The sequence below is a fragment of the Azohydromonas lata NBRC 102462 genome (genome assembly GCF_001571085.1).
In the GTDB taxonomy this organism is placed as follows: Bacteria; Pseudomonadota; Gammaproteobacteria; order Burkholderiales; family Burkholderiaceae_C; genus Azohydromonas; species Azohydromonas lata.
Map to the genome: position 1 here is coordinate 13979 of NZ_BCTC01000041.1, position 26052 is coordinate 40030.

General features: G+C 70.8%; 29 protein-coding genes and 1 tRNA gene. 16 read left to right on the forward strand and 14 right to left on the reverse strand.

All coding sequences use genetic code 11. The annotated features are described in order from the left end of the window. Positions 1-1203, reverse strand: coding sequence for an SGNH/GDSL hydrolase family protein (locus ALA01S_RS15375; RefSeq protein ID WP_157119033.1), 1203 nt, complete (start codon positions 1201-1203; stop codon positions 1-3). A gap of 150 nt (positions 1204-1353) precedes the next feature. Between ALA01S_RS15375 and radA the strand changes: the two genes are divergently transcribed. The 4 genes from radA (at position 1354) to ALA01S_RS15395 (ending at position 4406) form a co-directional block, all read left to right on the forward strand. Then, a complete protein-coding gene (gene radA, locus ALA01S_RS15380; protein WP_066337849.1) occupies positions 1354-2724 on the forward strand; it encodes a DNA repair protein RadA in 1371 nt (456 codons plus the stop codon). A 28-nt stretch (positions 2725-2752) separates the two neighbouring features. Next, the gene (locus tag ALA01S_RS15385) at positions 2753-3136 is read left to right on the forward strand and encodes a hypothetical protein (RefSeq protein ID WP_066337850.1); all 384 of its coding nucleotides are present in this window, start codon (positions 2753-2755) and stop codon (positions 3134-3136) included. 104 nt (positions 3137-3240) lie between these two features. Continuing rightward, on the forward strand, positions 3241-4164 hold the full coding sequence (locus ALA01S_RS15390; protein WP_066337851.1) for a branched-chain amino acid transaminase: 924 nt from the start codon (positions 3241-3243) through the stop codon (positions 4162-4164). Positions 4165-4193: 29 nt separating this feature from the next. Next, entirely contained in the window at positions 4194-4406 is a 213-nt protein-coding gene (locus ALA01S_RS15395) for a zinc-finger domain-containing protein (protein ID WP_066337910.1), read from the forward strand. 93 nt (positions 4407-4499) lie between these two features. Here ALA01S_RS15395 and ALA01S_RS15400 read toward each other — a convergent pair whose 3' ends face one another. Next, positions 4500-5204 carry an anti-sigma factor gene (locus ALA01S_RS15400; protein ID WP_066337852.1) on the reverse strand — a complete coding sequence of 235 codons (705 nt, stop codon included), beginning with the start codon at positions 5202-5204 and terminating at the stop codon, positions 4500-4502. Further along, positions 5204-5836, reverse strand: a complete 633-nt coding sequence (locus ALA01S_RS15405; protein WP_066337857.1) for a sigma-70 family RNA polymerase sigma factor — start codon at positions 5834-5836, stop codon at positions 5204-5206. Before ALA01S_RS15405 ends, ALA01S_RS15400 begins: the two co-directional genes overlap by 1 nt. A 53-nt stretch (positions 5837-5889) precedes the next feature. Between ALA01S_RS15405 and purU the strand changes: the two genes are divergently transcribed. From purU to ALA01S_RS15425, 4 genes are read left to right on the forward strand one after another with little or no spacing between them, the layout of a single operon-like run. Then, positions 5890-6774 carry a formyltetrahydrofolate deformylase gene (gene purU / locus ALA01S_RS15410; RefSeq protein ID WP_066337859.1) on the forward strand — a complete coding sequence of 295 codons (885 nt, stop codon included), beginning with the start codon at positions 5890-5892 and terminating at the stop codon, positions 6772-6774. Between the two features lie 16 nt (positions 6775-6790). Then, positions 6791-7240, forward strand: a complete 450-nt coding sequence (locus ALA01S_RS15415; protein WP_066337860.1) for a YybH family protein — start codon at positions 6791-6793, stop codon at positions 7238-7240. A gap of 8 nt (positions 7241-7248) precedes the next feature. Continuing rightward, positions 7249-8211 (forward strand): YheT family hydrolase, encoded by a 963-nt coding sequence (locus tag ALA01S_RS15420; protein WP_066337861.1) that lies wholly within the window; start codon positions 7249-7251, stop codon positions 8209-8211. A 23-nt stretch (positions 8212-8234) separates the two neighbouring features. Next, positions 8235-8807 (forward strand): DUF2946 family protein, encoded by a 573-nt coding sequence (locus tag ALA01S_RS15425; protein ID WP_066337862.1) that lies wholly within the window; start codon positions 8235-8237, stop codon positions 8805-8807. Between the two features lie 66 nt (positions 8808-8873). On the opposite strand, the gene ALA01S_RS15430 is transcribed toward ALA01S_RS15425, so the two are convergent. Next, complete coding sequence (locus ALA01S_RS15430; protein ID WP_066337863.1) at positions 8874-9731, reverse strand: c-type cytochrome; 858 nt, start codon at positions 9729-9731, stop codon at positions 8874-8876. Positions 9732-9992: 261 nt separating this feature from the next. On the opposite strand from ALA01S_RS15430, the gene ALA01S_RS15435 reads away from it, so the two are divergent. From ALA01S_RS15435 to ALA01S_RS15450, 4 genes are all read left to right on the forward strand, one after another. Further along, a tRNA-Arg gene (locus tag ALA01S_RS15435) sits at positions 9993-10068 on the forward strand. Between the two features lie 190 nt (positions 10069-10258). Further along, positions 10259-11017 carry a septal ring lytic transglycosylase RlpA family protein gene (locus ALA01S_RS15440; RefSeq protein WP_084267607.1) on the forward strand — a complete coding sequence of 253 codons (759 nt, stop codon included), beginning with the start codon at positions 10259-10261 and terminating at the stop codon, positions 11015-11017. Between the two features lie 32 nt (positions 11018-11049). After that, complete coding sequence (locus tag ALA01S_RS15445; protein ID WP_066337864.1) at positions 11050-11475, forward strand: hypothetical protein; 426 nt, start codon at positions 11050-11052, stop codon at positions 11473-11475. A gap of 199 nt (positions 11476-11674) precedes the next feature. After that, the gene (locus ALA01S_RS15450; RefSeq protein WP_066337866.1) at positions 11675-12352 is read left to right on the forward strand and encodes a YecA/YgfB family protein; all 678 of its coding nucleotides are present in this window, start codon (positions 11675-11677) and stop codon (positions 12350-12352) included. A gap of 23 nt (positions 12353-12375) precedes the next feature. Here the strand turns inward: ALA01S_RS15450 and ALA01S_RS15455 are convergent, their stop codons facing one another. Beyond that, entirely contained in the window at positions 12376-13662 is a 1287-nt protein-coding gene (locus ALA01S_RS15455; protein WP_066337867.1) for an Hsp70 family protein, read from the reverse strand. Between the two features lie 94 nt (positions 13663-13756). Further along, a complete protein-coding gene (locus ALA01S_RS15460; RefSeq protein WP_066337912.1) occupies positions 13757-14362 on the reverse strand; it encodes a LysE/ArgO family amino acid transporter in 606 nt (201 codons plus the stop codon). A 74-nt stretch (positions 14363-14436) separates the two neighbouring features. Here ALA01S_RS15460 and ALA01S_RS15465 point away from each other — a divergent pair, with 74 nt between their 5' ends. Continuing rightward, positions 14437-15357: a LysR family transcriptional regulator ArgP gene (locus ALA01S_RS15465; protein ID WP_066337868.1), complete on the forward strand. Its 921-nt coding sequence runs from the start codon at positions 14437-14439 to the stop codon at positions 15355-15357. Between the two features lie 69 nt (positions 15358-15426). Here ALA01S_RS15465 and ALA01S_RS15470 read toward each other — a convergent pair whose 3' ends face one another. The 4 genes from ALA01S_RS15470 to ALA01S_RS15485 all read right to left on the reverse strand — a co-directional run bounded on the left by ALA01S_RS15470 (position 15427) and on the right by ALA01S_RS15485 (position 19513). Then, positions 15427-15849 (reverse strand): universal stress protein, encoded by a 423-nt coding sequence (locus ALA01S_RS15470; RefSeq protein WP_066337869.1) that lies wholly within the window; start codon positions 15847-15849, stop codon positions 15427-15429. A gap of 105 nt (positions 15850-15954) precedes the next feature. Next, on the reverse strand, positions 15955-16731 hold the full coding sequence (locus ALA01S_RS15475) for a metallophosphoesterase (RefSeq protein ID WP_066337871.1): 777 nt from the start codon (positions 16729-16731) through the stop codon (positions 15955-15957). Between the two features lie 13 nt (positions 16732-16744). Beyond that, a complete protein-coding gene (locus ALA01S_RS15480) occupies positions 16745-17524 on the reverse strand; it encodes a YecA/YgfB family protein (protein ID WP_066337872.1) in 780 nt (259 codons plus the stop codon). A 120-nt stretch (positions 17525-17644) separates the two neighbouring features. Then, positions 17645-19513, reverse strand: coding sequence for a phosphoenolpyruvate carboxykinase (GTP) (locus tag ALA01S_RS15485; RefSeq protein WP_066337874.1), 1869 nt, complete (start codon positions 19511-19513; stop codon positions 17645-17647). 333 nt (positions 19514-19846) lie between these two features. On the opposite strand from ALA01S_RS15485, the gene ALA01S_RS15490 reads away from it, so the two are divergent. Continuing rightward, entirely contained in the window at positions 19847-20371 is a 525-nt protein-coding gene (locus ALA01S_RS15490) for an MOSC domain-containing protein (RefSeq protein ID WP_169805935.1), read from the forward strand. 68 nt (positions 20372-20439) lie between these two features. Here ALA01S_RS15490 and ALA01S_RS15495 read toward each other — a convergent pair whose 3' ends face one another. Both ALA01S_RS15495 and ALA01S_RS15500 read right to left on the reverse strand, forming a co-directional pair. Beyond that, positions 20440-21531, reverse strand: a complete 1092-nt coding sequence (locus ALA01S_RS15495) for an AbrB family transcriptional regulator (protein WP_066337877.1) — start codon at positions 21529-21531, stop codon at positions 20440-20442. A gap of 14 nt (positions 21532-21545) precedes the next feature. After that, positions 21546-22631, reverse strand: a complete 1086-nt coding sequence (locus tag ALA01S_RS15500) for an alkene reductase (RefSeq protein ID WP_066337879.1) — start codon at positions 22629-22631, stop codon at positions 21546-21548. A 110-nt stretch (positions 22632-22741) separates the two neighbouring features. Between ALA01S_RS15500 and ALA01S_RS15505 the strand changes: the two genes are divergently transcribed. Both ALA01S_RS15505 and ALA01S_RS15510 read left to right on the forward strand, forming a co-directional pair. Then, positions 22742-23596, forward strand: coding sequence for a 23S rRNA (adenine(2030)-N(6))-methyltransferase RlmJ (locus ALA01S_RS15505; RefSeq protein WP_066337881.1), 855 nt, complete (start codon positions 22742-22744; stop codon positions 23594-23596). Positions 23597-23628: 32 nt separating this feature from the next. Beyond that, positions 23629-24306, forward strand: a complete 678-nt coding sequence (locus ALA01S_RS15510; RefSeq protein WP_238455818.1) for a CAAX prenyl protease-related protein — start codon at positions 23629-23631, stop codon at positions 24304-24306. Between the two features lie 40 nt (positions 24307-24346). Here the strand turns inward: ALA01S_RS15510 and tgt are convergent, their stop codons facing one another. Together tgt and ALA01S_RS15520 are read right to left on the reverse strand one after the other, a co-directional pair. Next, a complete protein-coding gene (gene tgt, locus ALA01S_RS15515; RefSeq protein WP_066337884.1) occupies positions 24347-25474 on the reverse strand; it encodes a tRNA guanosine(34) transglycosylase Tgt in 1128 nt (375 codons plus the stop codon). A 158-nt stretch (positions 25475-25632) separates the two neighbouring features. Continuing rightward, a complete protein-coding gene (locus ALA01S_RS15520) occupies positions 25633-26022 on the reverse strand; it encodes a c-type cytochrome (RefSeq protein WP_066337885.1) in 390 nt (129 codons plus the stop codon). Positions 26023-26052: the final 30 nt, after the last annotated feature.

The window sequence follows — 26052 nt, forward strand, 5'->3', positions numbered from 1 at the left end:
TCAGGAAGCAGGCTGCGGCAGCGGCGCCAGGGTGCAGTCGCTGCTGAACAGGCCGTTGCACGGGCGCGCGCCGTAGGCGCCCAGCCAGCCCGCGCGCGTCATGGCGTCCGTCACCACGCGCGCGAGCAACTGGTAGCCGTAGGGCGTGAGGTGCACCGTGTCGGCAAACCACCAGCGGGACACGTCGGGCGCCACCACCGTGGCCTTGTTGCAGAACAGCGAATTGAAGCGCTGCGAGGACAGCAGGCAGGCCGGCTGCGTCGTGTTCACCAGCCCGTAGAGCGCCGGGCTCTGCGCCTGCTGCCGGCTGGCGGTGAAGGCGTCCACCACCAGCACGCGAGGCTCGTTGGCAAAGGCCTGCTGCAGCGGCGCGTTGAAGGCCTGCGAGAACTGCGAGATCACCGCGCGCTGCTCCACCGACAGCGACACCACCGAGGGCGTCACGCCGATGTCGGGCAACAGCACCAGCGCCACGCGCTGCGCGCCACGGGCCAGCAACTGGCTCTGCACCAGCGCCGCGAGCTGCGCTCCGGCCAGGGCCATGTTCTGAATGGCTTGAGTCGCCAGGGCAGTGATGGTGTCGGCATCCGCGCCGGTGAGCAGCGCGCCCACCAGCGGCTCGACCTGCACCAGCGCGTCGTTGCCGCCGGCCATCACCGTGACCAGCTCCCCATTGCCGAAGCGCCCGCCGGCCAGGGCCAGGTGGCGGGCGATCTGCACCGTCAGCGGGTCGGTGGACGCGCCCAAGAGGCCGCGCTGGTCATCAGGCAGCCGTGCCGCGTTGCCGGGGCCGTAGGGGTCGGTGACGCGCGCGCCGCCCTGGGCGTAGTTGAAGCAGCCGGCATGGTCCTGTGTGGCCTCGGCCAGGGCCAGGTAGGGACTGCCCGGCGGCGGGTTGAGGCCCGTGCGCGCCGCGCAGGGCGCGGGCAGCGCCAGCTCGCGCGCGAGCTGCTCGGTCCAGTTGGTGCCCGCCGCGGGGCGCGTGGCGCTGTAGTCGTTGACGGTGAACTGACCGCCATCGAACACGGCGCGCATGCCCGCCGTGCGGTAGGTGCCCACGTCGCTCAGGCTGTCGCCAAAGCTCACCAGCCGCGCGTAGCTTGGGCCGTCATTGCCGCCGTCGCTGCCGCCGCAGCCCGCCAGCAGCGCCGCCGCAGCCACCGCGGCGGCCATGCAGGTCCGTGTCCATTTTCTTGCCCTCATGTCGCATCTCCGTTGAAGGACGCGCAGTTGTGAACCTTTTCCGCGCGCCCTCCAGCCACGTCAATGCGGGATTGCCTGCCGCGCGCCGGTTCGCCTTGCCGCTTGGCCGCGCGCGGGCGCGGGCATGCGCGGCGCCCGGACAATCGGGGAATGGCACGTGAAAAAACCATCTACACCTGCACCGAGTGCGGGGGCACCAGCGCCAAGTGGCTTGGGCGCTGCCCGGCCTGCGGGGCCTGGAACACGCTGGTCGAGGGGCCGGCGGACGTCAGCGCCGCGGGCGCATCGAAAAACCGCTTCCAGGCCCTGGCCAAGAGCCAGCCGGTGGCCACGCTCAGCGAGATCGAGGCCGGCGACGTGGCGCGCACGCCCACGGGCATCGAGGAGCTGGACCGCGTGCTGGGCGGCGGCATCGTGGCCGGCGGCGTGGTGCTCATCGGCGGCGACCCGGGCATAGGCAAGTCCACGCTGCTGCTGCAGGCGGTGGACGCGCTCTCGCAGCAGATGCTGGTGCTCTACGTCACCGGCGAGGAGTCCGGCGCCCAAGTGGCGCTGCGCGCCCGCCGCCTGGGCCTGGAAGGCGCGCGCGTGCGCGTGCTGGCCGAGATCAACCTGGAAAAGATCCTCGCCACCGTGGAAGCCGAGCGCCCGGCCTTCTGCGTCATCGACTCCATCCAGACGCTGTACTCCGAGCAGCTCACCTCGGCGCCGGGCTCGGTGGCGCAGGTGCGCGAGTGCGCCGCGCACCTCACGCGCTCGGCCAAGGGCGGCGGCACCAGCATCGTGCTGGTGGGCCACGTCACCAAGGAAGGCGCCCTGGCCGGCCCGCGCGTGCTGGAGCACATGGTGGACACGGTGCTGTACTTCGAGGGCGACACGCACTCCAGCTTCCGCCTGGTGCGCGCCATCAAGAACCGCTTCGGCGCGGTCAACGAGATCGGCGTGTTCGCCATGACGGAGAAGGGCCTCAAGGGCGTGGCCAATCCCAGCGCCATCTTCCTGAGCACCCACGGCGAGCCCGTGCCGGGATCGTGCGTGCTGGTGACGCTGGAGGGCACGCGGCCGCTGCTGGTGGAAATACAGGCGCTGGTGGATGCGGGCGGGCCGAGCCCGCGGCGGCTGTCCGTGGGCCTGGACCGCGACCGGCTGGCCATGCTGCTGGCGGTGCTGCACCGGCACGCGGGCGTGTCGTGCATGGACCAGGACGTGTTCGTCAACGCCGTGGGCGGCGTGCGCATCAGCGAGCCCGCGGCCGACTTGGCCGTGCTGCTGGCCATCCACTCCAGCCTGCGCGGCAAGCCGCTGCCGCGCGGCTTCATAGCTTTCGGCGAAGTGGGCCTGGCCGGCGAGGTGCGCCCCGCGCCGCGCGGCCAGGAGCGCTTGAAAGAGGCCGCCAAGCTGGGCTTCAGCGTGGCGGTGGTGCCGCGGGCCAACCTGCCCAAGAAACCCATTGAGGGGCTGAGCATCCACCCGGTGGAGCGCATCGAAGAAGCCATCCAGGTGCTGCGCGGCCTGGACTGACCACGGACGAACGAGAAAGGAAACGACGATGAACCAATGGCTGGGTTGGATATTGGCGCTGGCGGCGCTGGCGGTGGGCTACGTGCAGCACGGCTGGCAAGGCGCATTGATGGGGCTGACGGTGGTGGCGTTCTGGCTGCTGCTGCAGTTCAACCGCGCCGTGCGCGTGATGCGCAACGCCAACCGCGCGCCCGTGGGCCACGTGGACAGCGCCGTGATGCTCAACGCCAAGCTCAAGCCGGGCATGCGCATGCTCGACATCGTGTCGCTCACCCGCAGCCTGGGCCAGCGCCTGGACGGCAGCGGCGAGCGCTGGGTCTGGCGCGACGCCGGCGGCGCCCGCGTGGAGGTGGAGATGAAGGGCGGGCGCTGCAGCCGCTGGAGCCTCGCACGCGAGGACGATGTGGCCTAGTACCGCTGCGCGCCGCCCCGGATGCCGCGCGTTTGGGCGGACCGGTGCGGTCGCCCTCGTAGAATCGTGAGTTTTTCCCAACAGGCAAATTTCCGGAGTCCACGATGTCCATGCACGACCGCGACGGCAAGATCTGGATGGACGGCGAGCTCGTCGACTGGCGTGACGCCAAGATCCATGTCCTGACCCACACGCTGCACTACGGCTGCGGCGCCTTCGAGGGCGTGCGCGCCTACAACACGGTCAACGGCACGGCCATCTTCCGCCTGCGCGAGCACACCGAGCGGCTGTTCAACAGCGCCAAGATCCTGCGCATGAAGATCCCCTTCTCGGTCGAGCAGATCGAGCAGGCCCAGTGCGAGGTGGTGCGCACCAACAATCTGGAGAGCTGCTACCTGCGCCCGCTGGTGTGGATAGGCTCGGAGAAGCTGGGCGTGAGCCCCAAGGGCAACCAGATCCACGTGATGGTCGCGGCCTGGCCCTGGGGCGCCTACCTGGGCGAAGAGGGCTTGAAGCGCGGCATCCGCGTCAAGACCAGCAGCTACACCCGCCACCACGTCAACATCACCATGACGCAGGCCAAGGCGGTGAGCAACTACAGCAACTCCATCCTGGCCAACATGGAAGCCACGGAGGACGGCTACGACGAGGCGCTGCTGCTGGACTCGGCCGGCTTCGTCAGCGAAGGCGCGGGCGAGAACATCTTCGTGATCAAGAACGGCGTGGTGTACACGCCCGACCTGTCGGCCGGCGCGCTCAACGGCATCACGCGCAACACCATCTTCGCGATCTGCCAGGACCTGGGCCTGAAGCTCGTGGAAAAGCGCATCACCCGCGACGAGGTGTACATCGCCGACGAGGCCTTCTTCACCGGCACCGCCGCTGAAGTCACGCCCATCCGCGAGCTCGACCGCATCGAGATCGGCCGCGGCTACCGCGGTCCCATCACCGAAAAGATCCAGGCCGCCTTCTTCGACATCGTCAACGGCCGCAACGCCAAGTACGGCGAGTGGCTGACCAAGGTCTGAGCCTGATTTTCGAACCCAGGGAGCGCAACGTGAGCACCACCGAAGCCAAGTCCGTCGTCGAAGTCTCCGCCTCCGAGCTGCAAGGCCCGGGCGTGGTGTTCTGCCCCAACCCGAAGATGCCGCTGTGGAGCACGCACCCGCGCGTCTTCATCGACGTGGCCACCACCGGCGAAGGTGCCTGCCCCTATTGCGGCACCCACTACCGCCTCAAGGCCGGCGAGAAGGTGTCGGCGCACCACTGAGGCGCCGCCCCGGCGCCCCGGCTTTCATGGCCGGGACGCCCTGAACGAAGCCGCCCCGCGTGGGCGGCTTTTTCTTGGGCGCGGCGGACGCGCTCAAAGCTGCAGCCGGCCGCTGTAGAGCACGGGGCCGGTAGGCGCGCCGGTGGGCGAGCCGCCGGCGGGCTCCAGGCTCACCGCCAGCGCCGCGGTGCCGGGGCCCAGCACGGCCGCGGGCAGCCGCTCGCGCGGCAGCACCGTCACGCCCTGCGGCGAGATCAGGCCCAGCGAGCGCGGCGCGCCCTGCGGCGGCAGCGCCCACAGCTCCAGCGCGCGGTCCTGCGCCACGTTCACGGGCAGCAGCGGACGCGTCACCAGCGAGCGGCCGTCGCCGGCAAAGCTCGCCACGAAGGCCGGGCTGCTCGCATTGGCGCCGCCCGCGCCCTGCAGCACCACGATCACCGGCGGCGGGCTCGCCACCGGGCGCACGACCAGCACGGCCAGGGCGAGCGCCGCCGCCGTCGCCAGCGCCGAGGCGCCGCGCCACCAGCCCAGGCGCCGCCACCAGGGCTGCGGCTGCGGCGGGGCGTCATCTGGCCACAGCCGCCGTTCGATGCCGGCCCACACGCGCGGCGGCGGCGCGGCGGGCTCCACCGCCACGCTCAGCGGCATGAGGCGGCGCTCCCAGTCGGCCACGGCCGCGCGCAGCACGGGATGGGCGGCGAGCAGGGTTTCGAAGCGGCGGCGGGCGGGGCCGCGCAGGGTGCCGGCGACGTATTGGGCGGCCAGGGCCTCGGCGCGGTTTGGGCGGGCGTAGTCCATCAGTGCGCCTGCCCGGCTTGCGCCGTGTCGCGCTGCGCCGCGCGCTCCAGGCACTGGCGCAGCGTGGCCAGCGCGCGCCGCACCCAGGACTTCACCGTGCCCAGCGGCTGGTGCAGGCGGTCGGCGACCTCGGCGTGGCTCAGGCCGTCGTAAAAGGCCAGCGCCACGCTCTGGCGCTGCTGGGGCGTGAGGGCCTGCACGCAGCGTTCGAGCTCGCGCGCGTCGCTGGCGCGCTGCAGCAGCTCCAGCGGGCCGCCGCCCTCGGGGGCGGGCGGCTCGGGGGCCGCGTCGTCCTCGTCGCGCGGGGTGGTGGAGACGGTCTGCGGCTGCGCTTGGGCGCGGCGCAGGCTGTCTATGGCGCGGTGGCGGGCGATGCTGGTCATCCAGGTCAGCGGCTGGCTGTGGGCTGCGTCAAAGCTGGCCGCCGCCTTCCAGATGCTCACGTAGATGTCCTGGAGCAACTCCTCGGCTTGGGCCCTGTCGCGCTGGATACGCAGCACCACGGCGAACAGATGCGCGCTGCTGCGCTGGTAGAGCGCGGCGAAGGCGCGGCGCTCGCCCAGCGCACAGCGGGAAAGCAGCTCGGCCAGCTCGCGGCTGCGCTCGTTCCAGTCCTGGAGGTGGGTCTTCATCGGCGGGGCGGATGATGGCCCCTCCCTACAATCCGCGGCAAGGAACATTTGTCATGCCGCGCGAACAGGAATTCATACTCACCCTCTCCTGCCAGGATCAACCCGGCATCGTCCATGCCGTCTCGGGGCTGCTGTACCAGGCGGGCTGCAACATCATCGACTCGCAGCAGTTCGGCGACGTCGGCGCGGAGGACTCCACGGGCCTCTTCTTCATGCGCGTGCACTTCGAGGCGCCGGCCCACCTGGCCGACGCCGCCACGCTGGAGCGGCTGCTGGGCAACATGCGCCAGCAGTTCCGCATGGACGCCAAGCTGCACGCCGTCACGCAGCGCCCGCGCGTGCTGCTCATGGTCAGCAAGTTCGGCCACTGCCTCAACGACCTGCTGTTCCGCTGGCGCAGCGGGCAACTGGCGGTGGACATCCCGGCCATCGTCTCCAACCACCCCGACTTCGCCGAGCTGGCCGCGAGTTACGGCCTCGCCTTCCACCACCTGCCGCTGCCCACGGGCGCCTCCGCCGAGGCCAAGCGCGCGCAGGAAAGCGAGATCGAGGCGCTCATCGAGCGCGAGCGCATCGACCTCGTGGTGCTGGCGCGCTACATGCAGATCCTCAGCCCCGAGTTCTGCAAGGTGCTGCATGGTCGCGCGATCAACATCCACCACAGCTTCCTGCCCAGCTTCAAGGGCGCCCGGCCCTATGCGCAGGCGCATGCGCGCGGCGTCAAGCTCATCGGCGCCACGGCCCACTACGTCACGGCCGACCTGGACGAAGGTCCCATCATCGAGCAGGACGTCGAGCGCGTGGACCACGCCCTCTCCGCCGACGACCTCACCGCCGTGGGCCGCGACGTCGAGAGCGTCGTGCTGGCGCGCGCCGTGCGCTGGCACGTCGAGCACCGCGTGCTCATGAACGGGCACAAGACGGTGGTGTTCCGCTGACGGAGAAACGAACGCCATGGCGCGACCGAAGTCCCAGACCGCCGCGCTCATGGCCTCGCCGGAGGACATCGAGGCCGAGTTCTACGAGGCGCTGCAGCGCGGCGACATCGAGCGGCTCATGGCCGTGTGGAGCGACGACGAGGAGATCATCTGCGTGCACCCCGGCGGCCCGCGGGTGATTGGGCCGCTGGCCGTGCGCGCGACCTTCGAGGCGCTGTTCGCCGAGGGCCCCGTCAACGTGCGGCCCGCGCAGGTGCGCCGCGTGCAGGCCGCGGGCTGCGCCGTGCACAACCTGCTGGAGCGGGTGGAAGTGCTCACGGCCGAGGGGCCCTTGACCGCGTGGGTGCTGGCCACCAACGTCTACGTGAAGGGTGCGTTGGGCTGGCGACTGGTGGCACACCATGCAAGCGGCGGCTCCAGCGAGGAGCCGCCGGAAATCTCCGAGGCTCCTCCAGTCCTGCACTGAAATCCGAGATGGAATACACCGCTCCGTACTGGCTGCCCGGCGGTAACTTGCAGACCATCTGGCCAGCGCTGTTTTCCCGCCGCTTCGAAGGCCCCGCCCCCAACTACACGCGCGAGCGCTGGCGAACGCCGGACGGCGACTTCGTGGACGTGGATTTCCAAAGCGGCCCGCCCGGCGCGCCGCTGCTGGTGCTGTTCCACGGGCTGGAGGGCTCGTCCAGCAGCCACTACGCCCAAGCCTTCGCCGCCACGGCGCGCGCGCTGGGCTGGGCCTACGCGGTGCCGCATTTCCGCGGCTGTTCCGGCGAGATCAACCTCGCGCCGCGCGCCTACCACTCCGGCGACCACGCCGAGGTCGGCTGGATGCTGCAGCGCCTGCGCGAGCGCCACGGCCGGCCCTTCATGGCCGTGGGCGTTTCCCTGGGCGGCAACGCGCTGCTGCGCTGGGTCGAGGAAAGCGGCGACATGGCCGCGCGCTGCGTGCAGGCGGTCGCCGCCATCAGCTCGCCGCTGGACCTCATGGCCGGCGGCCACCACATCGGCGCGGGCTTCAACCGGCTGGTCTACACGCGGCTGTTCCTCAACACCTTGAAGCCGAAAGCGCTGGCCAAGCTGGCGCAGCACCCGGGGCTGTGCGACCGCGACAAAGTGCTGGCCGCGCGCACGCTCTACGAGTTCGACAACGCCTTCACCGCGCCGGTGCACGGCTTCCGCAACACCGAGGACTACTGGACGCGCTGCTCCTCCAAGCCGCATCTGCACCGCATACGCGTGCCGGCCCTGGTGCTCAACGCGCGCAACGACCCTTTCGTCCCCGCAGCCAGCCTGCCTCGGCCGCAGGAAGTGGGCGACCATGTGACGCTGTGGCAGCCGCTGGACGGCGGGCACGTGGGCTTTCCGCACGGCGCCTGGCCCGGCCACGTGCTCACGCTGCCCAGCGCCGTCACGCGCTGGCTGCAGTCGCCGCGCTGAACGAAGTTTTTGGAAATACCGACATGGACGACATCGTCAAGGCCGCGATGAGCAAGTGGCCCAACGTGCCCGCCGCCCGCGGCTGGCTTGGGCTGGACGCGCGGGGCCAGTGGTTCCTGCGCGACGAGGCCACGCAGGCCGCCGGCGGCTTCCCGCAGTCCAAGGGCAGCCGCATCGAGCACGAGGCGCTGTGCGCCTTCATAGGCCGCAACTACATGAGCGACGGCGCCGGCGCCTGGTTCTTCCAGAACGGCCCGCAGCGCGTGTACGTGGAGCTCGAAGCCGCGCCCTGGGTGTGGCACCTGGACGATGCCTTCCACATCCAGGCCCACAACGGCGCCGCGGCGCAGTGGCGCGGCGCCTGGCTGGACGAGCTGGGCCGCCTCTTCCTGGACACCGACCTGGGCCTGGGGCTCGTCCACAGCCGGGACGTGCCCCTGGCCGCGCAGGCGCTGGAGCAGGGCCACTGGACGCTCAACGGCGAGCTGCGCTTCGAGGAGCTGCCCGCGCGCTTCAACTACCGCCTGAGCCCCGCCGCCCTCGTGGACCGCTGGGAACAGGCCGGCGCGCAGCCGCCCAAGCCGCCCGCGGCCTGAAGCGCGCATCGAGGCGCCCATGAAAAAGCCGGCCCGCGGGCCGGCTTTCGTTGGAGCGCGAGGCGCTTACTTGGACGCGTTGACCATGTAGGTGACGACGGCCTTGATGTCGGCATCGGAAGCGGCCGAGCCGCCCTTGGGCGGCATGGCGCCCTTGCCCTTGATGGCGCTGGCGGTCAGGGCGTCAATGCCCTGCGCGGCGCGCGGGGCCCAGGCGGCCTTGTCGCCCACCTTGGGCGCACCGGCGACGCCGGCGGCGTGGCAGGCCTGGCAGGTCTGGGTGAACAGCGCCGGGGCGGCATCGCCCTGGGCCGCCGCGGGCGCGGCAGCGGGTGCTGACGCCGTCGCCGTGGCGGCAGGAGCCGCGGCAGCCGGGGCAGCGGCGGCGGTGTCGCCGGCCGGGGCCTTGGGCTCGGGGAACTTGGCGCCGGCCTTGTTGGCCATGTAGACCACGGCACGGCCGACTTCCACCTCGCTCAGCGCGCCGCCGCCTTGCGGCGGCATGGCGTTCTTGCCCTTGAGCGCCGAGCTCAGCAGCGCCTCGTAGCCGTTCTTGATGCGCGGCGCCCAGGCGGCCTCGTCGCCGAACTTGGGCGAGCCCGCGGCGCCGGTGCCGTGGCAGGCCGAGCACTGGGCCTGGAACACCTGCTCGCCGGTCTTGAGCACGCCCGCGCCGCCGGCACTGGCCTCGCGGATCGTCACCGTGCCCACGGGCTGGATGCGGCGTGCCACGGCCTCGGCGGCCATGAAGTCGGAGCCCGCGCCGGGCTTCTTGCCTGCGCCCACGTAGGTCACCAGCAGCACGATGCCGGCGATGGGCACGATGAAGGCGAACAGCACGGCCCAAATGAGCTGCCTGGGCGTCTTGATCGGACCTTCGTGCGGCGCTTCGTGGTCAGGGGTGTGGTGGCTGTTGCTGGTCATAAATCCTCGGCCAAATTCCGGTTGGGCCCGGCGGCGGCTCGGCGCGCACGACGCGCACGCTTTTGGGCGCAAAAAAACCGCCGAAGTATATCGGCGCACCCCCTGGAGAAAGGGGCCTGCGGCGGGGCTTGCCGCGACTTGCCACACGGTCCCGTGCGGCAAGGAAGCGCCCCCGAGCGCACGGCCCAGGCAGCGGCTTGAACACGCCTTTGCACGCACGCGGCGGTAGGGCTTCGCAGCATGGCTACAATGGCGGTTTCGGCGCCTGTAGCTCAATGGATAGAGTACTGCCCTCCGAAGGCAGGGGTTGCTGGTTCGATCCCAGCCAGGCGCGCCAATAACACCAACAACTCAAGCAGTCTCAGACGCCTTCGGCCTGCAACGGGCCCTGGTTTTCCGGAAGGCGTCCGAACAATCCACCGCAGTTCTGTCCACCGGTCGGGTGTGCGTGTCCCGGCCAGCACTGCGGCTGGGCTGGTCGTCCTTGCCGGCGCCTGGCCTTGCCGCCTTCATGAAAGGTGCCGCCGATGCAACGCTCGACGAAACGACTGGCCCTGCTGCTGGCCCTGCTGGCCGGCTGCGCCACGGGCCCGTCCCTGGCCGACACCCCCGCTGCGGCCGACACCCCCGCGCAAGTGCCGCAAGACCTGGTGCAAGGCACCGCCGCCACACCGGCCGACCTCGCCGCCCAACCCGCTAACGCCGCCGAGCGCCCCGCGCCGTCCCGCTCCCTGTTGAGCCAACTGCTGCAGCGCGGCCGCGCCTCCTGGTACGCGCACCACTTCCACGGCCGCCGCACCGCCAGCGGCGAGCGCTACGACCGCACCGAGCTCACGGCCGCGCACCGCACGCTGCCCCTCAACAGCTACGCCCGCGTGCGCAACCCGGCCAATGGCCGCGAGGTGGTGGTGCGCATCAACGACCGCGGCCCCTTCAACCGCGGCCACGTCATCGACGTGAGCCACGCCGCCGCGGCGCGGCTGGGCATCCTGGGCAGCGACCGCGAGGTGGAAATCGAGCCGCTGGCCAACGGCGGCGCGCGCCACGCCAGCCAGGAGCCCACGGCCTCCCGCCTGGTACCCACGTCCTTCTCCAGGCGTGTGGCCGCCAGGACCGCCGCGAAGGCCGCAAAGGCCTCCACCAAGACGGCCGCGAAGACCCGCACGACCACCACCGCCAAAGCCACCGGGAAGGCGGCCCGCAAGCCGCAGCTCGCCGCCGTGTCGGCGCCGTCCCACAAGCTGCGGCGCTACCGCCTGACAGACCGCACGTCGGCCCGCACCTAGTCTCTGCAGCCATCGAGGCTGCGGAGACTTTCATGGCACGGCACAAAGGCAAGGCGGCGCTGGCCCTGGCTTGGGCGCTGTGCGGTGCCCTCGCCTGGGCACAACAGCCCGGCACGGACGCCGGCAGCACGGTGGAGACGGTCGCAACACCCGCCGCCGTGAAATACCTCAACGGCGGTGCGGGCGACGAGGAACGCTCCGCGCTCATGGCGCAATGGCCGCAATTTCCGCTGCTCATCGTCTTCAGCGCCTCCGGCGGCGCCTACGCCGTGGCCGACGGCGTGCGCGTGGCCAACGCCCAGGGCACCACCGTGCTGGAGGTGGCGCAGGCCGGCCCGTTGCTCATGGTCAACCTGCCTCCGGGCGAGTACCGCGTGCAGGCCCGCGTCGGCGACGCCGTGCAGGAACGCCGCCTGCAACTGGGCAGCCAGCCTCAGCGCCTGGACTGGCGCCTTTAAATCCCCGCGCGTGCCGGCCCGGCCTGCCAAAAAAAACGCCCGCCCCTTGCGGGGTGGGCGCGTGAAGTCCTCATGAAAAGGACGTCGTTGGGACCGGCAGGCCGGGTGCGCCGCACGGCTGTGCGGCGCCCTGGGCAACTCTCGCAATTTAGGCAAGGTCGGCACGAGCCAAACCCCCGGACCAGGGGACAATGCCGCGATGAGCCCGCGAAACGCCCCCGAACTTTCCCCACTGGACGAACGCGAGCTGGAAGAGCTTGAAGCCCTGCTCGACGCTGTGCCCGCCCCGCTGGAGCCGCTGGACGTGTCCATGACCGACGGTTTCCTGGTCGGCGTGCTGCTGCAGCCCCAGACCGTCCCGCCCGCACAGTGGCTGCGCCACATCACCGATGCGGACGGCCGCGAACCGCCCAACACCCCGTCGCTGCAGCGGCTGCACGCCCTGGTGCGCCGCCGCCACGCCGAGCTGGAACGCACCATCGCCCAGCGCCAGTGGTTCGACCCCTGGGTGTGGGAGCTGGACGAGGACGCCAGCCCCTCGGAGGCCGTCATGCCCTGGGTGGCCGGTTTCGCCACGGCCATGGAGTTCTTCCCCGCCCTCATGCGCATGGACGGCCCCGCGCTGCTGGAGCCGCTGGCGCAGCTCTTCATGCACCTGGACCCCGAGGACCTGGAAGACGCCGGCGAGCTGCTGGCCGAGATCGAAACCCTGGAGCCGCCCGCCGACATGGCCGAGGCCGTGGAGATGCTGGTGCGCGCCAGCCTGCTGCTGGCCGACGTCTCGCGCCCGCGCAAGGTGAATCCTCCCGCACGCAAGACGCACCGCCCGCGCCCGGCGGGCGCCGCCCCCGCCCGCCGCCCGCCGCCACGGCGCTGAGGCCTGCGCCGACGCTCAGCCGCTCAACCGCCCGCCTGGAAGCAGCGCGCCGCGTGCAGCCCTAAACCCTGGGCCACGCTGGCGAAGCGCTCGCCGCGCACGCTGCGCGCGGCCGGGAAGGCGGCGGCAATGCGGCTGGTCAGCGGCTGCAAGCCCGTGGAGCCGCCGGTGAAGTACAGGGCGTCCACCCGGTCCGGCGCCACGCCCGCGCGGCGCACCGTTTCCACAGCGGCGTCGGCAATGCTTTGCAGATCGGCATCCAGCGCCTGCAGCGCCTGAGGCTCGTCCAGTTCCGAGAACAGTCCCGGCTCCAGCAGCGACAAATCCACTCGGGCTTGGCCGGACGACGCGACGTCGATCTTGGCGCCCTCGGCCAGCGCGCCCAGCGCGTGGCCCAGCCGCTCCTGCACGGCCTTCATGAGGCGGCGGTGCTGGTTCGCGTCGGCATAAAAGTCCTTCATGGCGCGCAGCTCGGCCACACGCGGCGGCGTGTAGACGGTGTTGATCAGGTGCCAGGTGGCCAGGTCGAAATACACGGCGCTGGGCACCTCGCGCCCGCCCGGGCCCCGGCCCTTGAACCCGCAGGCCGGCAGCACGGACAGCAGCTCGATGCGGCGGTCGAAGTCGGTGCCGGCCACGTGCACGCCGTGGCTGGCCAGGATGTCGTCCTGCCGCTGCAGCCGCGCCGCGCGCTTTGGGCCCACGCGCACCAGCGAGAAGTCCGAGGTGCCGCCGCCGATGTCGGCGACCAGGACGAGCTCCTCGCCCTGCACCGTGCGCTCGTGGTCCAGCGCCGCGGCAATGGGCTCGTACTGGAACTGCAGCTCCTCGAAGCCGACGGAGCGCGCCGCGGCCTCCAGCGAGGCTTGCGCCGCCGCGTCGCGCGCGGCGTCCTCGTCCACGAAGAACACCGGCCGGCCCAGCACGGCGCGGGTGATGGGCGCCCCATGCGCGCCTTCGGCCTGTGCCTTCAAGCGGCGCAGGAAGGCGGCAATGACGTCCAGGTATTTCACGCGGTGGCCGGCGCCAATGTCCGTGTCCTGCGTCACCAGCGGCGAGCCCAGCACGCTTTTCATGGAGCGCATCAAGCGGCCGTCGAAGCCGTCCACGTAGGCGGCGATGGCCGCGCGGCCGTAGTGCAGCTCGGGGCCGGCCGCCGAGTCGGGGTCCACCGCGTAGAACACGGCGGTGGGCATGGTGGGCTGAGGCCCCTCCAGCGCCACCAGCCGCGTGGCGCCCGCGGCGGCGGCCTGGTCAGGCACGGCCACGGCGGAGTTGGAGGTGCCGAAATCGATGGCGCAGAAGGACATGGGCACTCGCGCAGCGCCGCAGGGGCGCCGGAAAAAAGGGCGCGATTGTAGGCGCGCCCTTCTCAACCGCGGCCCGCGCGGGCCTTCGCCCGGCTCAGACCGCCAACAATTGCCAGGCCACGGCCCCCATGGCCAGCGCCACCAGGGCGTCCACGCAGCGCCAGGTGCGCGGCTGCGCGAGCTTGGGCGCCAGCGCCGCCGCGCCAAAGCCCAGCGCCGTGAACCACATCACCGAGGCCGTGGACGCGCCCGCGGCGAAAACGGCCGGTTGCGCCTGCTGCGCGCCCAATGCGCCGATGAGCAGCACCGTGTCCAGCCAGACATGCGGATTCAGCCAGGTCAGCGCCGCCGTGGTCAGCAGCACGCCGGCGCGGCCCTGCGAGGCGCCGCCCGCGGCCAGCGCGCTGTCCCCCCGCCAGGCGCGCCGCGCGGCGTTCCAGCCGAACCACAGCAGGTACAGGGCGCCTGCCCAGCGCAGCGGCGCCATCAGCGCGGGCGCCTCGCGCAGCAGCCCGCCCAAACCCAGCACGCCGGCGAAGACCAGCACCGCGTCGGACAGCGCGCACAGCGCCACCACCGGACCAACGTGGGCGCGCAGCAAGCCCTGGCGCAGGACGAAGGCGTTCTGCGCGCCAATCGCGACGATCAGGCCGGCCATCGAGAGCCAGCCCTGGACGAAGACGGAAGTTGAAACAGTCATGCCGCACATTGTCGAAAGCCTGGGCTCGCGCATGAAGCTGATTTAATGAAACTCCGCCTTCATCAGAACAGCTTATGGACAACCTGGACTCCGCCGCACTGGACTGCCTAGCCGCGCTGGCCGACGAGGGCAGTTTCGAAGGCGCCGCGCAGCGCCTGGCGGTGACGCAATCGGCCGTGTCGCAGCGGCTGCGCGTGCTTGAATCCCAATTGGGCCGGCCGCTGGTGGTGCGCGCGCGCCCGCTGCGCCTCACGCCCGCGGGCCAGGTGCTGCTGCGGCTGGCCCGGCAGTGGCAGGCGCTGCGGGTGGATGCCGCGGCCGAGCTGGGCCTGCCGCTGCCGCGCTTGAAAATGCCCATTGCCGTCAACGCCGACAGCCTGGCGACCTGGGTGTTGCCGGCGCTGGACGCGCTGGTGCAGCAGGAGGAAATGCTGGCGCTGGAGCTGCTGGTAGACGACCAGGCGTTCACGCAGGAGTGGCTGCGCGACGGCTCGGTGTTGGGCTGCGTGAGCACGGGCCGCGAGCCGCTGCGCGGCTGCAGCGCGCAGGCGCTGGGCGTCATGCCCTATGGCGCCTTCGTGAGCCCCGCCTTCCTGGCGCAGCGGCTGCCGCAGGGCCTGCACGAGGGCAACGTGGCGGCCATGCCTTTCATCGTCTTCAACCGCAAGGACGACATGCACCAGCGCTGGGTGGAACGGGCGATGGACCTGCGCGCGCCGCGCCTGCTGGAGCGCCACGTCCCCTCCAGCGAGGCCTTCATGCAGGCCACGCTCATGGGATGGGGCATCGGCGTGCTGCCGCTGCTGCAGGTGCGCGCGGCGCTGGAGCGCGGCGAGTTGGTCGCGCTGCGGCCGCAGGCACAAGTGCCTGTGGCGCTGTACTGGCACCAGTGGACGCTCAAGGCACCCTCGGCCGCGCCGCCGCTGCTGGACCGCATAGGCCAGGCGCTGCTGGCCCAGGCGCGGTGCGACCTGGAGCCCCCGCCTGCGGCATAGAAAAAGCGCCCCGGAGGGCGCTTTGGCGAGGCGCCGCAGCGGGCGCCGGACGGTGCCGTTAAACGCTTTTCAGCGCACCAGCAGCACGGGCGTCTTGCAATGCGCCATGACCTTGGTGGCGACGGAGCCCATCACCAGGTTGCCCAGGGCGCTGTGGCCGTGCGAGCCCATGATCAGCAGGTCGTACTGGCCCTTGTCGGCGAGGCCGGCGATGTGGTCGGCGGCATGGCCCACCTTGCTGACGTACTCGATGGCCACGTCCTTCTTCTTGAAGAAGGCGCGGATGGGCTTGAACACCTTGTCGGCCTCGCTGTCGTAGTAGGCCTTGACCACGTCCTTGTCCAGCGCGGCCGCGGCGCGCGGCGGCACCGCGGGCACCACGTGCAGCAAGGTGTACTGGTGCGACCCGGAGAGCCACTCCTCGTGCTCCGCCAGGTAGGCCAGCATGTGCTTGGTGTAGGGGCTGCCGTCGACGGGAACGAGGATCTTCATGTGCTGCCTTCCAGGGGGTATTGGAAAGGCCAGTGTCGCACGCACTCCTCGGGGCGCCTTGTCCAAAGTCAAGGCGCACGCCGCGCGTGCGCCCACGGCCGGGGCCTACAGCTCTATGAGGCGCAGCGGGTCAAAACCGTCCGGCTCGCCCTTGTTGGCCGTGCCGCGGGCCTGGCTAACCACGCGGGTGTGCCGACCGTCGGGGTGCTCCACCACGTAGTCGTGGCGCAGGTGCACGTGGCCGTGCAGCCACAGGTCCACGCCGGGGAAGAGGTCGTCGTCGGCGTTGCAGAAGCTCGCCGTGCTGGCCTGGCGGCCGTAGCGCGGGTCGGCGCTGCGCAGGCTGGGGGCGAAGTGCGTCACCACCACGGTGGCGTCCCAGCGCCCCTCGGCCGGTTCGGCCAGCTCCTGCTCCAGCCACTGGCGGCACAGGAGGCCCTCCTCGCGCACCGCGGCGGCGTCGAACACCGCGCCGCCGCGCGTGGACTGCTGCACCCGCGCGAAGTAGCCGCCCGCGCGCTGCGCCTTGGTGCGCTGCGAGGCGCCGAAGACTTCGAAGTCGCTCCAGCGCACCGTGCCCACGAAGCGCACGCGGCGCCCGTCGGCGGCGGTCCAGACGAGGCGCTCGCGCTCCAGCAGCGTGAAACCCAGCTCGGCGCAGCGCGCGCGCAGGCCGGTCCAGGCCTCGTCCATGTCGCGGCGGTCGAACTCGTGGTTGCCGGCCACGAAGATCACCGGCACCGGCCAGTGGGCGAACAGTTCCAGCCCCTTCCAGCGGCTGTCCAGGTCGCCGGCCAGCACCAGCAGCTCCGCGCCCGGGGCGGGCTGCGGAGTGAACGACTCGGTTTCGAGATGCAGGTCGGAGAGCAGCTGCAGCCGCATGCGCTTGCTCAGCTCAGGCCTTGCCGTGGCACTGCTTGAACTTCTTGCCGCTGCCGCAGGGGCAGGGGTCGTTGCGGCCGACCTTGGGCGCGTCGCGGCGCACCTGCTGCACGGCGTAGCGCTGGTCCTGGGTGAGGTCCCACAGCTCGGCCACGGCCATGATGAGGTCGTCGATGGCCTCGTCCACGCTGGCCAGGGGCAGTTCCTTGTCCATGGTGGAGAGCACCTCGCGCTCCTCGTCGGACTGCGCGGGCAGGTGCCGGAAGATGCGCGCCAGCGTGAGGTCCACGGCGTCGTCGTCGGACTCCATGAGCGCCGGGAAGCACAGCGTGGCGTGCTGGAAGCCGGCCACCCAGGGCATGAGCGGGCGGGAGGTTTCCGGCAGCGACGCCTGCAGCGCCTTGGCGTCGTCCACGGCCTGCTGCTCGTACTCGCTCAGCGGCACGTCCGGCTCGGCAGCCTCGCCCTCTTCTTCCGGCACGTCCGGGTCGAGGATGATGGGATCGAAGCCGCCGTCCTCGGCCAGGGCGCGGTTGAGCGCCTCGTAGCGGCGGCGGATGAGCGTGGTGCAGCGCTCCAGCCAGGCGCCGTCCACGTCGGCGGGCAGCGGCTGCTGCTCGATGTCGAAGATGGGCGGCAGCCAGTCGGCCTCGTCCAGCAGCTGCGGCTGCACCAGCACGCCGCAGAGGTAGCCGTCGAGCATCACCACGTCCAGCGGCTGCAGGTCTTCGGGGGCGGCTGCGAGGAGCTCGTCGAGCTCGCCGAGCTCCTGGTCGGTCAGGTCTTGTTTCATGGTTGGGATTGTCGGCGATGGCGCCGCCACGGCCGGCAAAGGGCCGGCGGCGCCGTCAAAAACGCAAAAAGGCCCGCGCGGGGCGGGCCTTCAGAGCGGGGCAAATGCCGCGCCGGGGGCTCAGGCGGCCAGGTGCTGCTCCAGGCGGGCCTTGGCGGCGGCCAGCTCGGCGGGCAGGTGACTCTTGAGCATTTCGAACAGCTCGTCGTGCAGCTTGATCTCGTGCTGCCAGGCTTCGCGGTCGATGCTGGTGACGCTGTCGAACTGCTCGCGCGAGAAGGCGAGGCCCGTCCAGTTCAGGTCCTCGTAGCGCGGCGTGGTGCCGAAGAGGTGCTCCTCGCCGGCCGGGGCGGTGCCGTCCACGCGGCCCAGGATCCACTGCAGCACGCGCATGTTCTCGCCGTAGCCCGGCCAGGTGAACTTGCCGTCGGCGCCCTTGCGGAACCAGTTGACGCAGAAGATGCCGGGCAGCGTGGCGCCCTGCTCCTGCAGCTTGGCTCCCAAGTTGAGCCAATGCTTGAAGTAGGCGCCCATGTGGTAGCCGGCGAAGGGCAGCATGGCGAACGGGTCGCGGCGCACCACGCCTTGCTGGCCGGCGGCCGCGGCGGTGGTCTCGCTGCCCATGGTGGCGGCCATGTAGACGCCCTCGACCCAGTCACGGGCCTCGGTCACCAGCGGCACCGTGGTGGAGCGGCGGCCGCCGAAGATGAAGGCGTCGATCACCACGCCCTCGGGGTTGTCCCACTCGGGGTCCAGCACCGGGTTGTTGGTGGCGGCCACCGTGAAGCGCGCGTTGGGGTGCGCGGCCTTGCGGCCGGTTTCCTTGGCGATCTGCGGCGTCCAGTCCTGGCCCTGCCAGTCGATGAGGTGGGCCGGGGCCTCGTCGGTCATGCCTTCCCACCACACGTCGCCGTCGTCGGTGAGCGCCACGTTCGTGAAGATCACGTCGCGCTGCAGCGAGTCCATGCAGTTGGGGTTGGTCTTGCTGTTGGTGCCCGGGGCCACGCCGAAGTAGCCGGCCTCGGGGTTGATGGCGCGCAGCTTGCCGTCGGCGGTGGGCTTGATCCAGGCGATGTCGTCACCGATGGTGGTGACCTTCCAGCCCTCGAAGCCCGCCGGCGGCACCAGCATGGCGAAGTTGGTCTTGCCGCAGGCGCTGGGGAAGGCGGCGGCGACGTGGTGCTTCTTGCCGGCCGGGTCGGTCACGCCGAGAACCAGCATGTGCTCGGCCAGCCAGCCCTCGTCGCGGCCCATGTTCGAAGCGATGCGCAATGCAAAGCACTTCTTGCCCAGCAGCGCGTTGCCGCCGTAGCCGGAGCCGTAGGACCAGATCTCGCGCGTGGCCGGGTAGTGGACGATGTACTTGGTCTTGTTGCAGGGCCAGGCCACGTCCTTCTGGCCTTCGGCCAGCGGCGCGCCCACGGTGTGCACGCAGGGGACGAACTCGCCGTCCTCGCCCAGCAGCTCCAGCACGCGGCGGCCCATGCGGGTCATGATGCGCATGTTGACAGCCACGTAGGGGCTGTCGGAGAGCTCCACGCCCAGCTGGCTGATGGGCGAGCCCAGCGGGCCCATGGAGAACGGAACGACGTACAGCGTGCGGCCGCGCATGGCGCCGCGGAACAGCGCGTTCTCGCCGGTCTGCAGCAGCGCGCGCATCTCGGCCGGGGCCATCCAGTTGTTGGTCGGGCCGGCGCCTTCGGCGGTTTCGGAGCAGATGAAGGTGCGATCCTCGACGCGGGCCACGTCGCTGGGATCGGAGCAGGCCAGGTAGCTGTTGGCACGCTTGGCCGGATTCAGCCGCTTCATGGTGCCGCCGTCCACCAATTGCTGGCAAAGGCGGTCGTACTCTTCTTGAGAACCGTCGCACCAGTACACGTCGCGGGCTTCGGTCAGCGCAGCGATTTCGGCGACCCAGGTGATCAAACGGCTGTGACGAACATAAGCGGGAACGTTCAAGCGCAAGCCTTCCATGGCGGGTTGGTTCATGAGAACTCCGATCTCTGACTCTGGAAAAAACAAGGCGGCATTGGGTCAACCTCGCCCTCGCGCGAAGTTGGCCGAATACCGTCAGGCTGTGCGACGCGCCCTGGATCGCAGGGGCGGTTTCGCCCGGGTACGGCCTTCGATTCCAACCGCCGGGCGTGCAGTGTGGCGGCAGTGTAATGGCGTGGTAACCGCCCCGGACCTGGGATAGCGCAAGCTTGGTGCATGGCAATTGGAGGGACGTGGGGTCTTTCACGCTGGAGTGCGCCCGGCGGCAAGCGACATGCCGTGGTGCAATTCCGACACCGGCACCTGACTTTTTTCACGATGCAGCTCTTGAGCCTCAACACCCTGATCCTCCGCGCCGACGGCAGCGCCGAGCCCCGCCGCCGGCCTGCGGCCGAAGCCATGGACGTGCAGCGCTTCGGCCTCGCCGGCGAACCGCCCGCACCCACGCTGACACGGGCCCTCTTCGCCTATCCCGCCGAGCACTACCCGCTGTGGCAAACGCTGCGCGCCCAAGCCCGCGCGGGTGAATGGGGCGAGGTCCTCCCCTACGGTGCGTTGGGCGAAGCGCTGACGCTGCAAGGCCTCACCGAAGCCCAGGCCTGCGTGGGCGACGTGCTGGTGTTCGACAGCGGCTGCGAGCTCGCCGTGAGCGAGCCCCACGTGCCCGGCCCCGAGCTGGATGCGGCCCTGAGTTTCAAACACGCGGTGCGCATGATGTTGCAGTCCGGCTTCACCGGCTTTCACTTGGGCGTGCGCGTCGGCGGCACGATCCGCAGCGGCGACCGTTTCACGCTGCGGCCCGGGCCGCGCGACGTGAACATCGCCGAGCTGTTCCGCGCCCGAAAAGGTTGAGTGGGAGAGCGGGCCCTGACGGGCCTTCAAGCGGGCGGCCCCGGCGGGCCGTTCCAATCCGGCCGCTGTCAGGTCGCCGCGCGCAGCGCCTGGCGGCGCAGCCGGCGCCGCTCCACCAGCGTGAACAGCGGCCCCATGAGCACCAGCACGGCCAGGTAACGCATGACGTGGAAGGCCGTCACCAGCGGCACGCCCAACTGCAGCACCTGCGCCGTGATGCACATCTCCGCCATGCCGCCGGGCGAGTTGCCCAGCAGCACCGCCGCGGGCGCCAACCCCGTCACCTGCGCCAGCAGCCAGGCAAAACCGGCGGAGACGGCCAGCAGCGCCAGCGTGCCGGCGGCCACCGTGCCCATCCAGCGCGGCGCGGCGCGCAGGAATTCCGGCGTGAAGCGTGTACCCAGCGACACGCCAATGAGCAACTGCGCCGCGCTGGTCATGAGCTGCGGCACCACCGACTCCGGCAGCACGCCACTGCCCGCCAGCGCCATGCTCACGATCAGCGCCCCCAGCACCCACGGGTTGGGCGTACCCAGCTGCCGCAGCACCAGCGCGCCCCCCAGCGTGGCCGCGCCCAGCAGCGCCAGTTGCGCAGGCGCCAGCACATGAATGCCGGCGCGCGCTTCCAACGGATGAAAGCCCGCGAGCTGCAGCCCCCACGGCACCGTCAGCACCACCAGCAGCACGCGCAGCGAGTGCGCAGCGGCCACCCGGTCCACCTGCCCGCCATGGCGCTCGGCCAGCACCGCCATTTCGGAGGCGCTGCCAATCGCGCCGGCAAAAAACGCCGTGGCACGGTCCGGCGCGCCGCCATGACTGAGCAGCAGCCGGAAAAACAGGCCGCCCAACAGCAGTGCCCACAGCACGCCGGCCAGCAGCGCCGGTGCCAGCCCAAGCAACTGCTGCAGCACCAGCGGCGTGAAGTGCAGCCCAAGCGCCATGCCTATGACCCACTGGCCGCCGTTGCGCATCACCTGCGGAATGCCCAGCCGCGCGCCGGCCGAGCAGGCCAGCGCCGTGGCCAGCAGCGGCCCAAGGGTCCAGGCCAGCGGCACGCGCAGCCGCTCGCACACCAGGGCGGCGGCGACGGCCAGCGCCAGCGTCAGCGGCCCGCGCGCCCAAGTGTGGGCGGCGGCGCGCAAGGGGCTGGCAAGGGCCATGGGCCGCGCGGCCTTCAGGCCAGCGTCGGGTAGTCGATGTAGCCGCTGGCGCCGCCGCCGTACAGCGTGTTGGCGTCCAGCGGATTCAGCGGCGCGCCGCGCTGCAGGCGCAGGCCCAGGTCGGGGTTGGCGATGAACGCCTTGCCGAAGGCCACCAAGTCGGCCGAGCCGCTGGCGACGACGTCCATGGCCATGCGGCGGTCGTAGCCGTTGTTGACCATCCAGGCGGCTTGCGTCTGGCGGCGCAGCGCGGCGTAGTCGAACGCAGCGACGTCGCGCGGGCCGCCGGTGGCGCCTTCCACTACGTGGACGAAGGCCAGCTTGTACGGGGCCAACTGCGCCAGCGCGGCTTCATAGAGCGCCTGCGGGTTGCTGTCCTGGCCGATGTCGTTGGCCGGCGTCACAGGGCTCAGGCGCAACCCCGTGCGGCTGCCGCCGATCTCGGCCGTCACGGCCTCCACCACCTCGCGCAGCAGCCGGGTGCGGTTCTCGATGGAGCCGCCGTAGGCGTCGGTGCGGTCGTTGCAGCTGTCGCGCAGGAACTGTTCGATCAGGTAGCCGTTGGCGGCGTGAATTTCCACGCCGTCGAAACCCGCCTCCATGGCGCAGCGCGCGGCATGGCGGTAGTCGGCCACGATGCCGGGGATTTCCGAGGTCGCCAGCGCGCGCGGCGTGCTCACCGGCTCGAAGCCCCTGGCGGTGTAGGTCTTGCTGTTGGCCGCGCGCGCGGTGGAAGACACCGGCGGCTGGCCGCCCGGCAGCAGCGAGACGTGCGAGATGCGGCCCACGTGCCAGAGCTGGATCACGATGCGCCCGCCGCGCGAGTGCACGGCGTCGGTGACCTTCTTCCAGCCCGCGACCTGCTCCGGCGTGTAGATGCCCGGCGTGTCCAGGTAGCCGTGGCCGAAATCGCTGATGGGACTGGCCTCGGTGATGATCAATCCGGCCCCGGTGGCGGGCGTGGCGCGCTGCGCGTAGTACGCCACCATCAGCGCGTTGGGCACGTGGCCGGGGGCGCGGTTGCGCGTCAGCGGCGCCATCACGACGCGGGTATCCAGGGCGATGTCGCCAATGCGTAGGGGGTCGAACAGGCTGGGCATGCTGAAGATGCGTGTACGGAATGAGAAAGTTCGCAGCCTAAGCGATTCAGTACTTACCCGCAGTCCCTGCCGGCGTAAGGCCCGCGGGTGCAACGGCTACAGTGCCGCGCATGCTTGCCTATCGACACGCCTTTCATGCCGGCAACCACGCCGATGTCCTCAAGCACCTGGTCCTGGCCCAGGTGCTGCGCTACATGAACGAGAAGGACAAGCCCTACACCCTCATAGACACCCATGCCGGCGCCGGCGGCTACTCGCTGCAAGGCCGCTATGCACACAAGAAGGACGAGTTCGAAACCGGCATCAAGCCGCTGTGGAGCGAAGCCTCCGGCCTGCCCGCGCCGCTGGCCGACTACGTGCAGCTGGTGCGCGACTTCAACGACGGCGGCAAGTTGACGCAGTACCCGGGCTCGCCGGGCATCGCGCAGCGCATCCTGCGCGAGACGGACCGGCTGCGGCTGTATGAGCTGCACCCCACGGACTGCCGCATCCTGGAGTCCTTCCTGGGCACACGGGCGCACACGCAGGTGTCCATGAGCGACGGCTTCGCCGCCATCGCCCGCGAGCTGCCCCCGCCGTCGCGCCGCGGCGTGCTGCTCATCGACCCGTCCTACGAGCTCAAGACCGACTACGCCCAGGTGGTGCACGCGGTGCGCGACGCGCTGCAGCGCTTCGCGCAGTGCGTGATCCTGGTCTGGTACCCGCAACTGCAACTGGTGGAAGCGGCACAGTTGCCCAAGCGGCTCACCGCCGCCGCGGCCGCCGCGCCCAAGGGCTGGCTCAACGCCAGCTTGAGCGTGGCCCAGGCCGGGCCGAACGGCTTCGGCATGACGGGCAGCGGCATGTTCGTCATCAACCCGCCGTTCACGCTGCACGACGCCCTGGCCGAGAGCCTGCCCGTGCTGGTCAACAAGCTGGGGCAGCACGACGGGGCGCGCTTCAGCATCGAGCAGCAGGCGGCCTGACCTGGCCGCGGCGCACCGATACTGCGCCGCCTATGAATACCGTCGCCTGGATGCCCCGGCGCGCCGCGCTCGTCCGCTGCGCGCCCTTCGCCCTCTTCATGCTGCTGCTGGCGCTGCGCGGCGCCGCGGCCGACCACGGCTGGCCGCACGCGCCCTGGCTGTACGCGCTCAACCTCGTGCTGGTGGGCGGCCTGCTGTGGGCCTGGCGGCGCGAGTACGCGGAACTGCGCGAGCGTCCGTCCGCGCGCGAGGCGCTGCTGTCCGCGGCCGTGGGCCTGCTGGTGATGGTGCTGTGGATTCACCTGGACGCGCCGTGGATGCAGATCGGCGAGCCCACCGCCGCCTTCGTCCCACTGGATGCCACCGGGCAGCCGGACTGGCCGCTGATCGCCGTGCGTTGGACCGGCGCGGCGTTGCTGGTGCCGGTGATGGAGGAGCTTTTCTGGCGCGGTTTCCTCCTGCGCTGGCTGGAGCAGCTGGCTTTTGAAACCGTGGACCCGCGCCGCGTGGCGCTGCGGGCGGTGGCGATCTCCACGGCCCTTTTCATGCTGGCCCACACGCTGTGGCTGGCGGCCATCGTCGCGGGCCTGGCCTACGCGCTGCTGTACATGCGCACCGGGCGGCTGTGGAACGCCGTCATCGCCCATGCCGTGACCAACGGCGCGCTGGGAGCCTGGGTGGTGGCGACGGGGGACTGGCAGTTCTGGTGAGCGCCCCTCAGCGGGCCGCCGCTGCGGCGGCCCGCCCGGGTCAGACCCCGCGCGCGCGATCCGCGGCGAACTGCGCGCGGAACTGCTCGAACGTGCCCGCGTCCAGCGAGGCGCGGATTTCGCTCATCAGGTTCAGGTAGTAGTGCAGGTTGTGGATGCTGGTGAGCATGGGGCCCAGCATCTCGCCGCAGCGGTCCAGGTGGTGCAGGTAGGCGCGGCTGAAGTGGCGGCAGGTGTGGCAGGAACAGGTCTCGTCCAGCGGGCGCTCGTCGCTGCGGTGGCGGGCGTTGCGGATCTTCAAATCGCCGAAGCGCGTGAAGAGATGGCCGTTGCGCGCGTTGCGGGTGGGCATCACGCAGTCGAACATGTCCACGCCGTTGAGCACGCCGTCCACCAGGTCCTCGGGCGTTCCCACCCCCATCAGGTAGCGCGGCTTGTGCTGCGGCAGCCGGTGCGGCGTGTGCGCCACGATGCGCTGCATCTCCGCCTTGGGCTCGCCCACGCTCACGCCGCCGATGGCGTAGCCGGGCAAGTCCAGCTCCAGCAGCGAGGCCAGCGACGCCTCGCGCAGCTGCTCGAACATGCCGCCCTGCACGATGCCGAACAGCGCGTTGGGATTCTCCAGCCGCTGGAATTCGGTGAGGCAGCGCCGCGCCCAACGCAGGCTCAGCTCCATGGACGACTTGGCCTCCGCCTCCGTCGTGAGGTGGCCCTTGGTCTCGTAGGGCGTGCACTCGTCGAACTGCATGACGATGTCCGAATTCAGCACCGTCTGGATCTGCATGCTGACTTCCGGCGTCAGAAACAGCTTGTCGCCGTTGACCGGCGAGGCGAACTTCACGCCCTCCTCGCTGATCTTGCGCATCTCGCCCAAGCTCCACACCTGGAAGCCGCCGCTGTCGGTCAGGATGGGCTTGTTCCAGGCCTCGAAGCGGTGCAGCCCGCCAAACTGCTTGACCACGTCCAGGCCCGGGCGCATCCACAGGTGAAACGTGTTGCCCAGGATGATTTGGGCGCCCATTTCCTCCAGCGAGGCCGGCAGCACGCCCTTGACGGTGCCGTAGGTGCCCACGGGCATGAAGATGGGCGTCTCCACCACGCCGTGGTTGAGCGTGAGGCGGCCGCGGCGCGCGCGGCCGTCGGTCTTGAGCAGTTCGAATTTCAACATGCGGGAATTGTCCCAAACCCCCGCCACCCGGCCGGTGTCTGGGGCCTCAAACGCCGCCGCCCCGGCGTGCACTTGGGCACGCGCGGGGCGGCGGTTCAAGCGAAAGCGGCGGATCGCGGCTCAGGCCGACCAGCGGCCGGGCGCCATCCGGCGCGGCCTTACTTCTTGGCGGTGTCCAGGGCCAGGATCCACTTCACCAATTGCTTGGCGTCGGCTTCCTTGATGGCGACGTGGTTGGGCGGCATGGCCAGGCCGGAGACCTTGCCCTTCCAGTGGCTCTCGTAGGGGTTGGAGCCGTTGAGCACGGTCTTGGTCAGCTGCTCCTCGGCGCCCTTGACGCCCTTGTACTTGGCCGACACGTCCTTCCAGGCCGGGCCGATGGGGGCCATGCCGTCCGGGCCGCTGGCACCGGGCTCGATGTGGTGGCAGGTCATGCAGCCGCTCTTGGTGGCCAGCGCCACCATGGCGTCGTCCTTCTTGTCGGCGGCCAGGGCGGCGGTCGAAGCCACGGCCAGACCGGCCAGCAGACACAAAGCTTGCTTGTTCATGGTTTACCCCTCTTGCGGTGTTGAATGGCC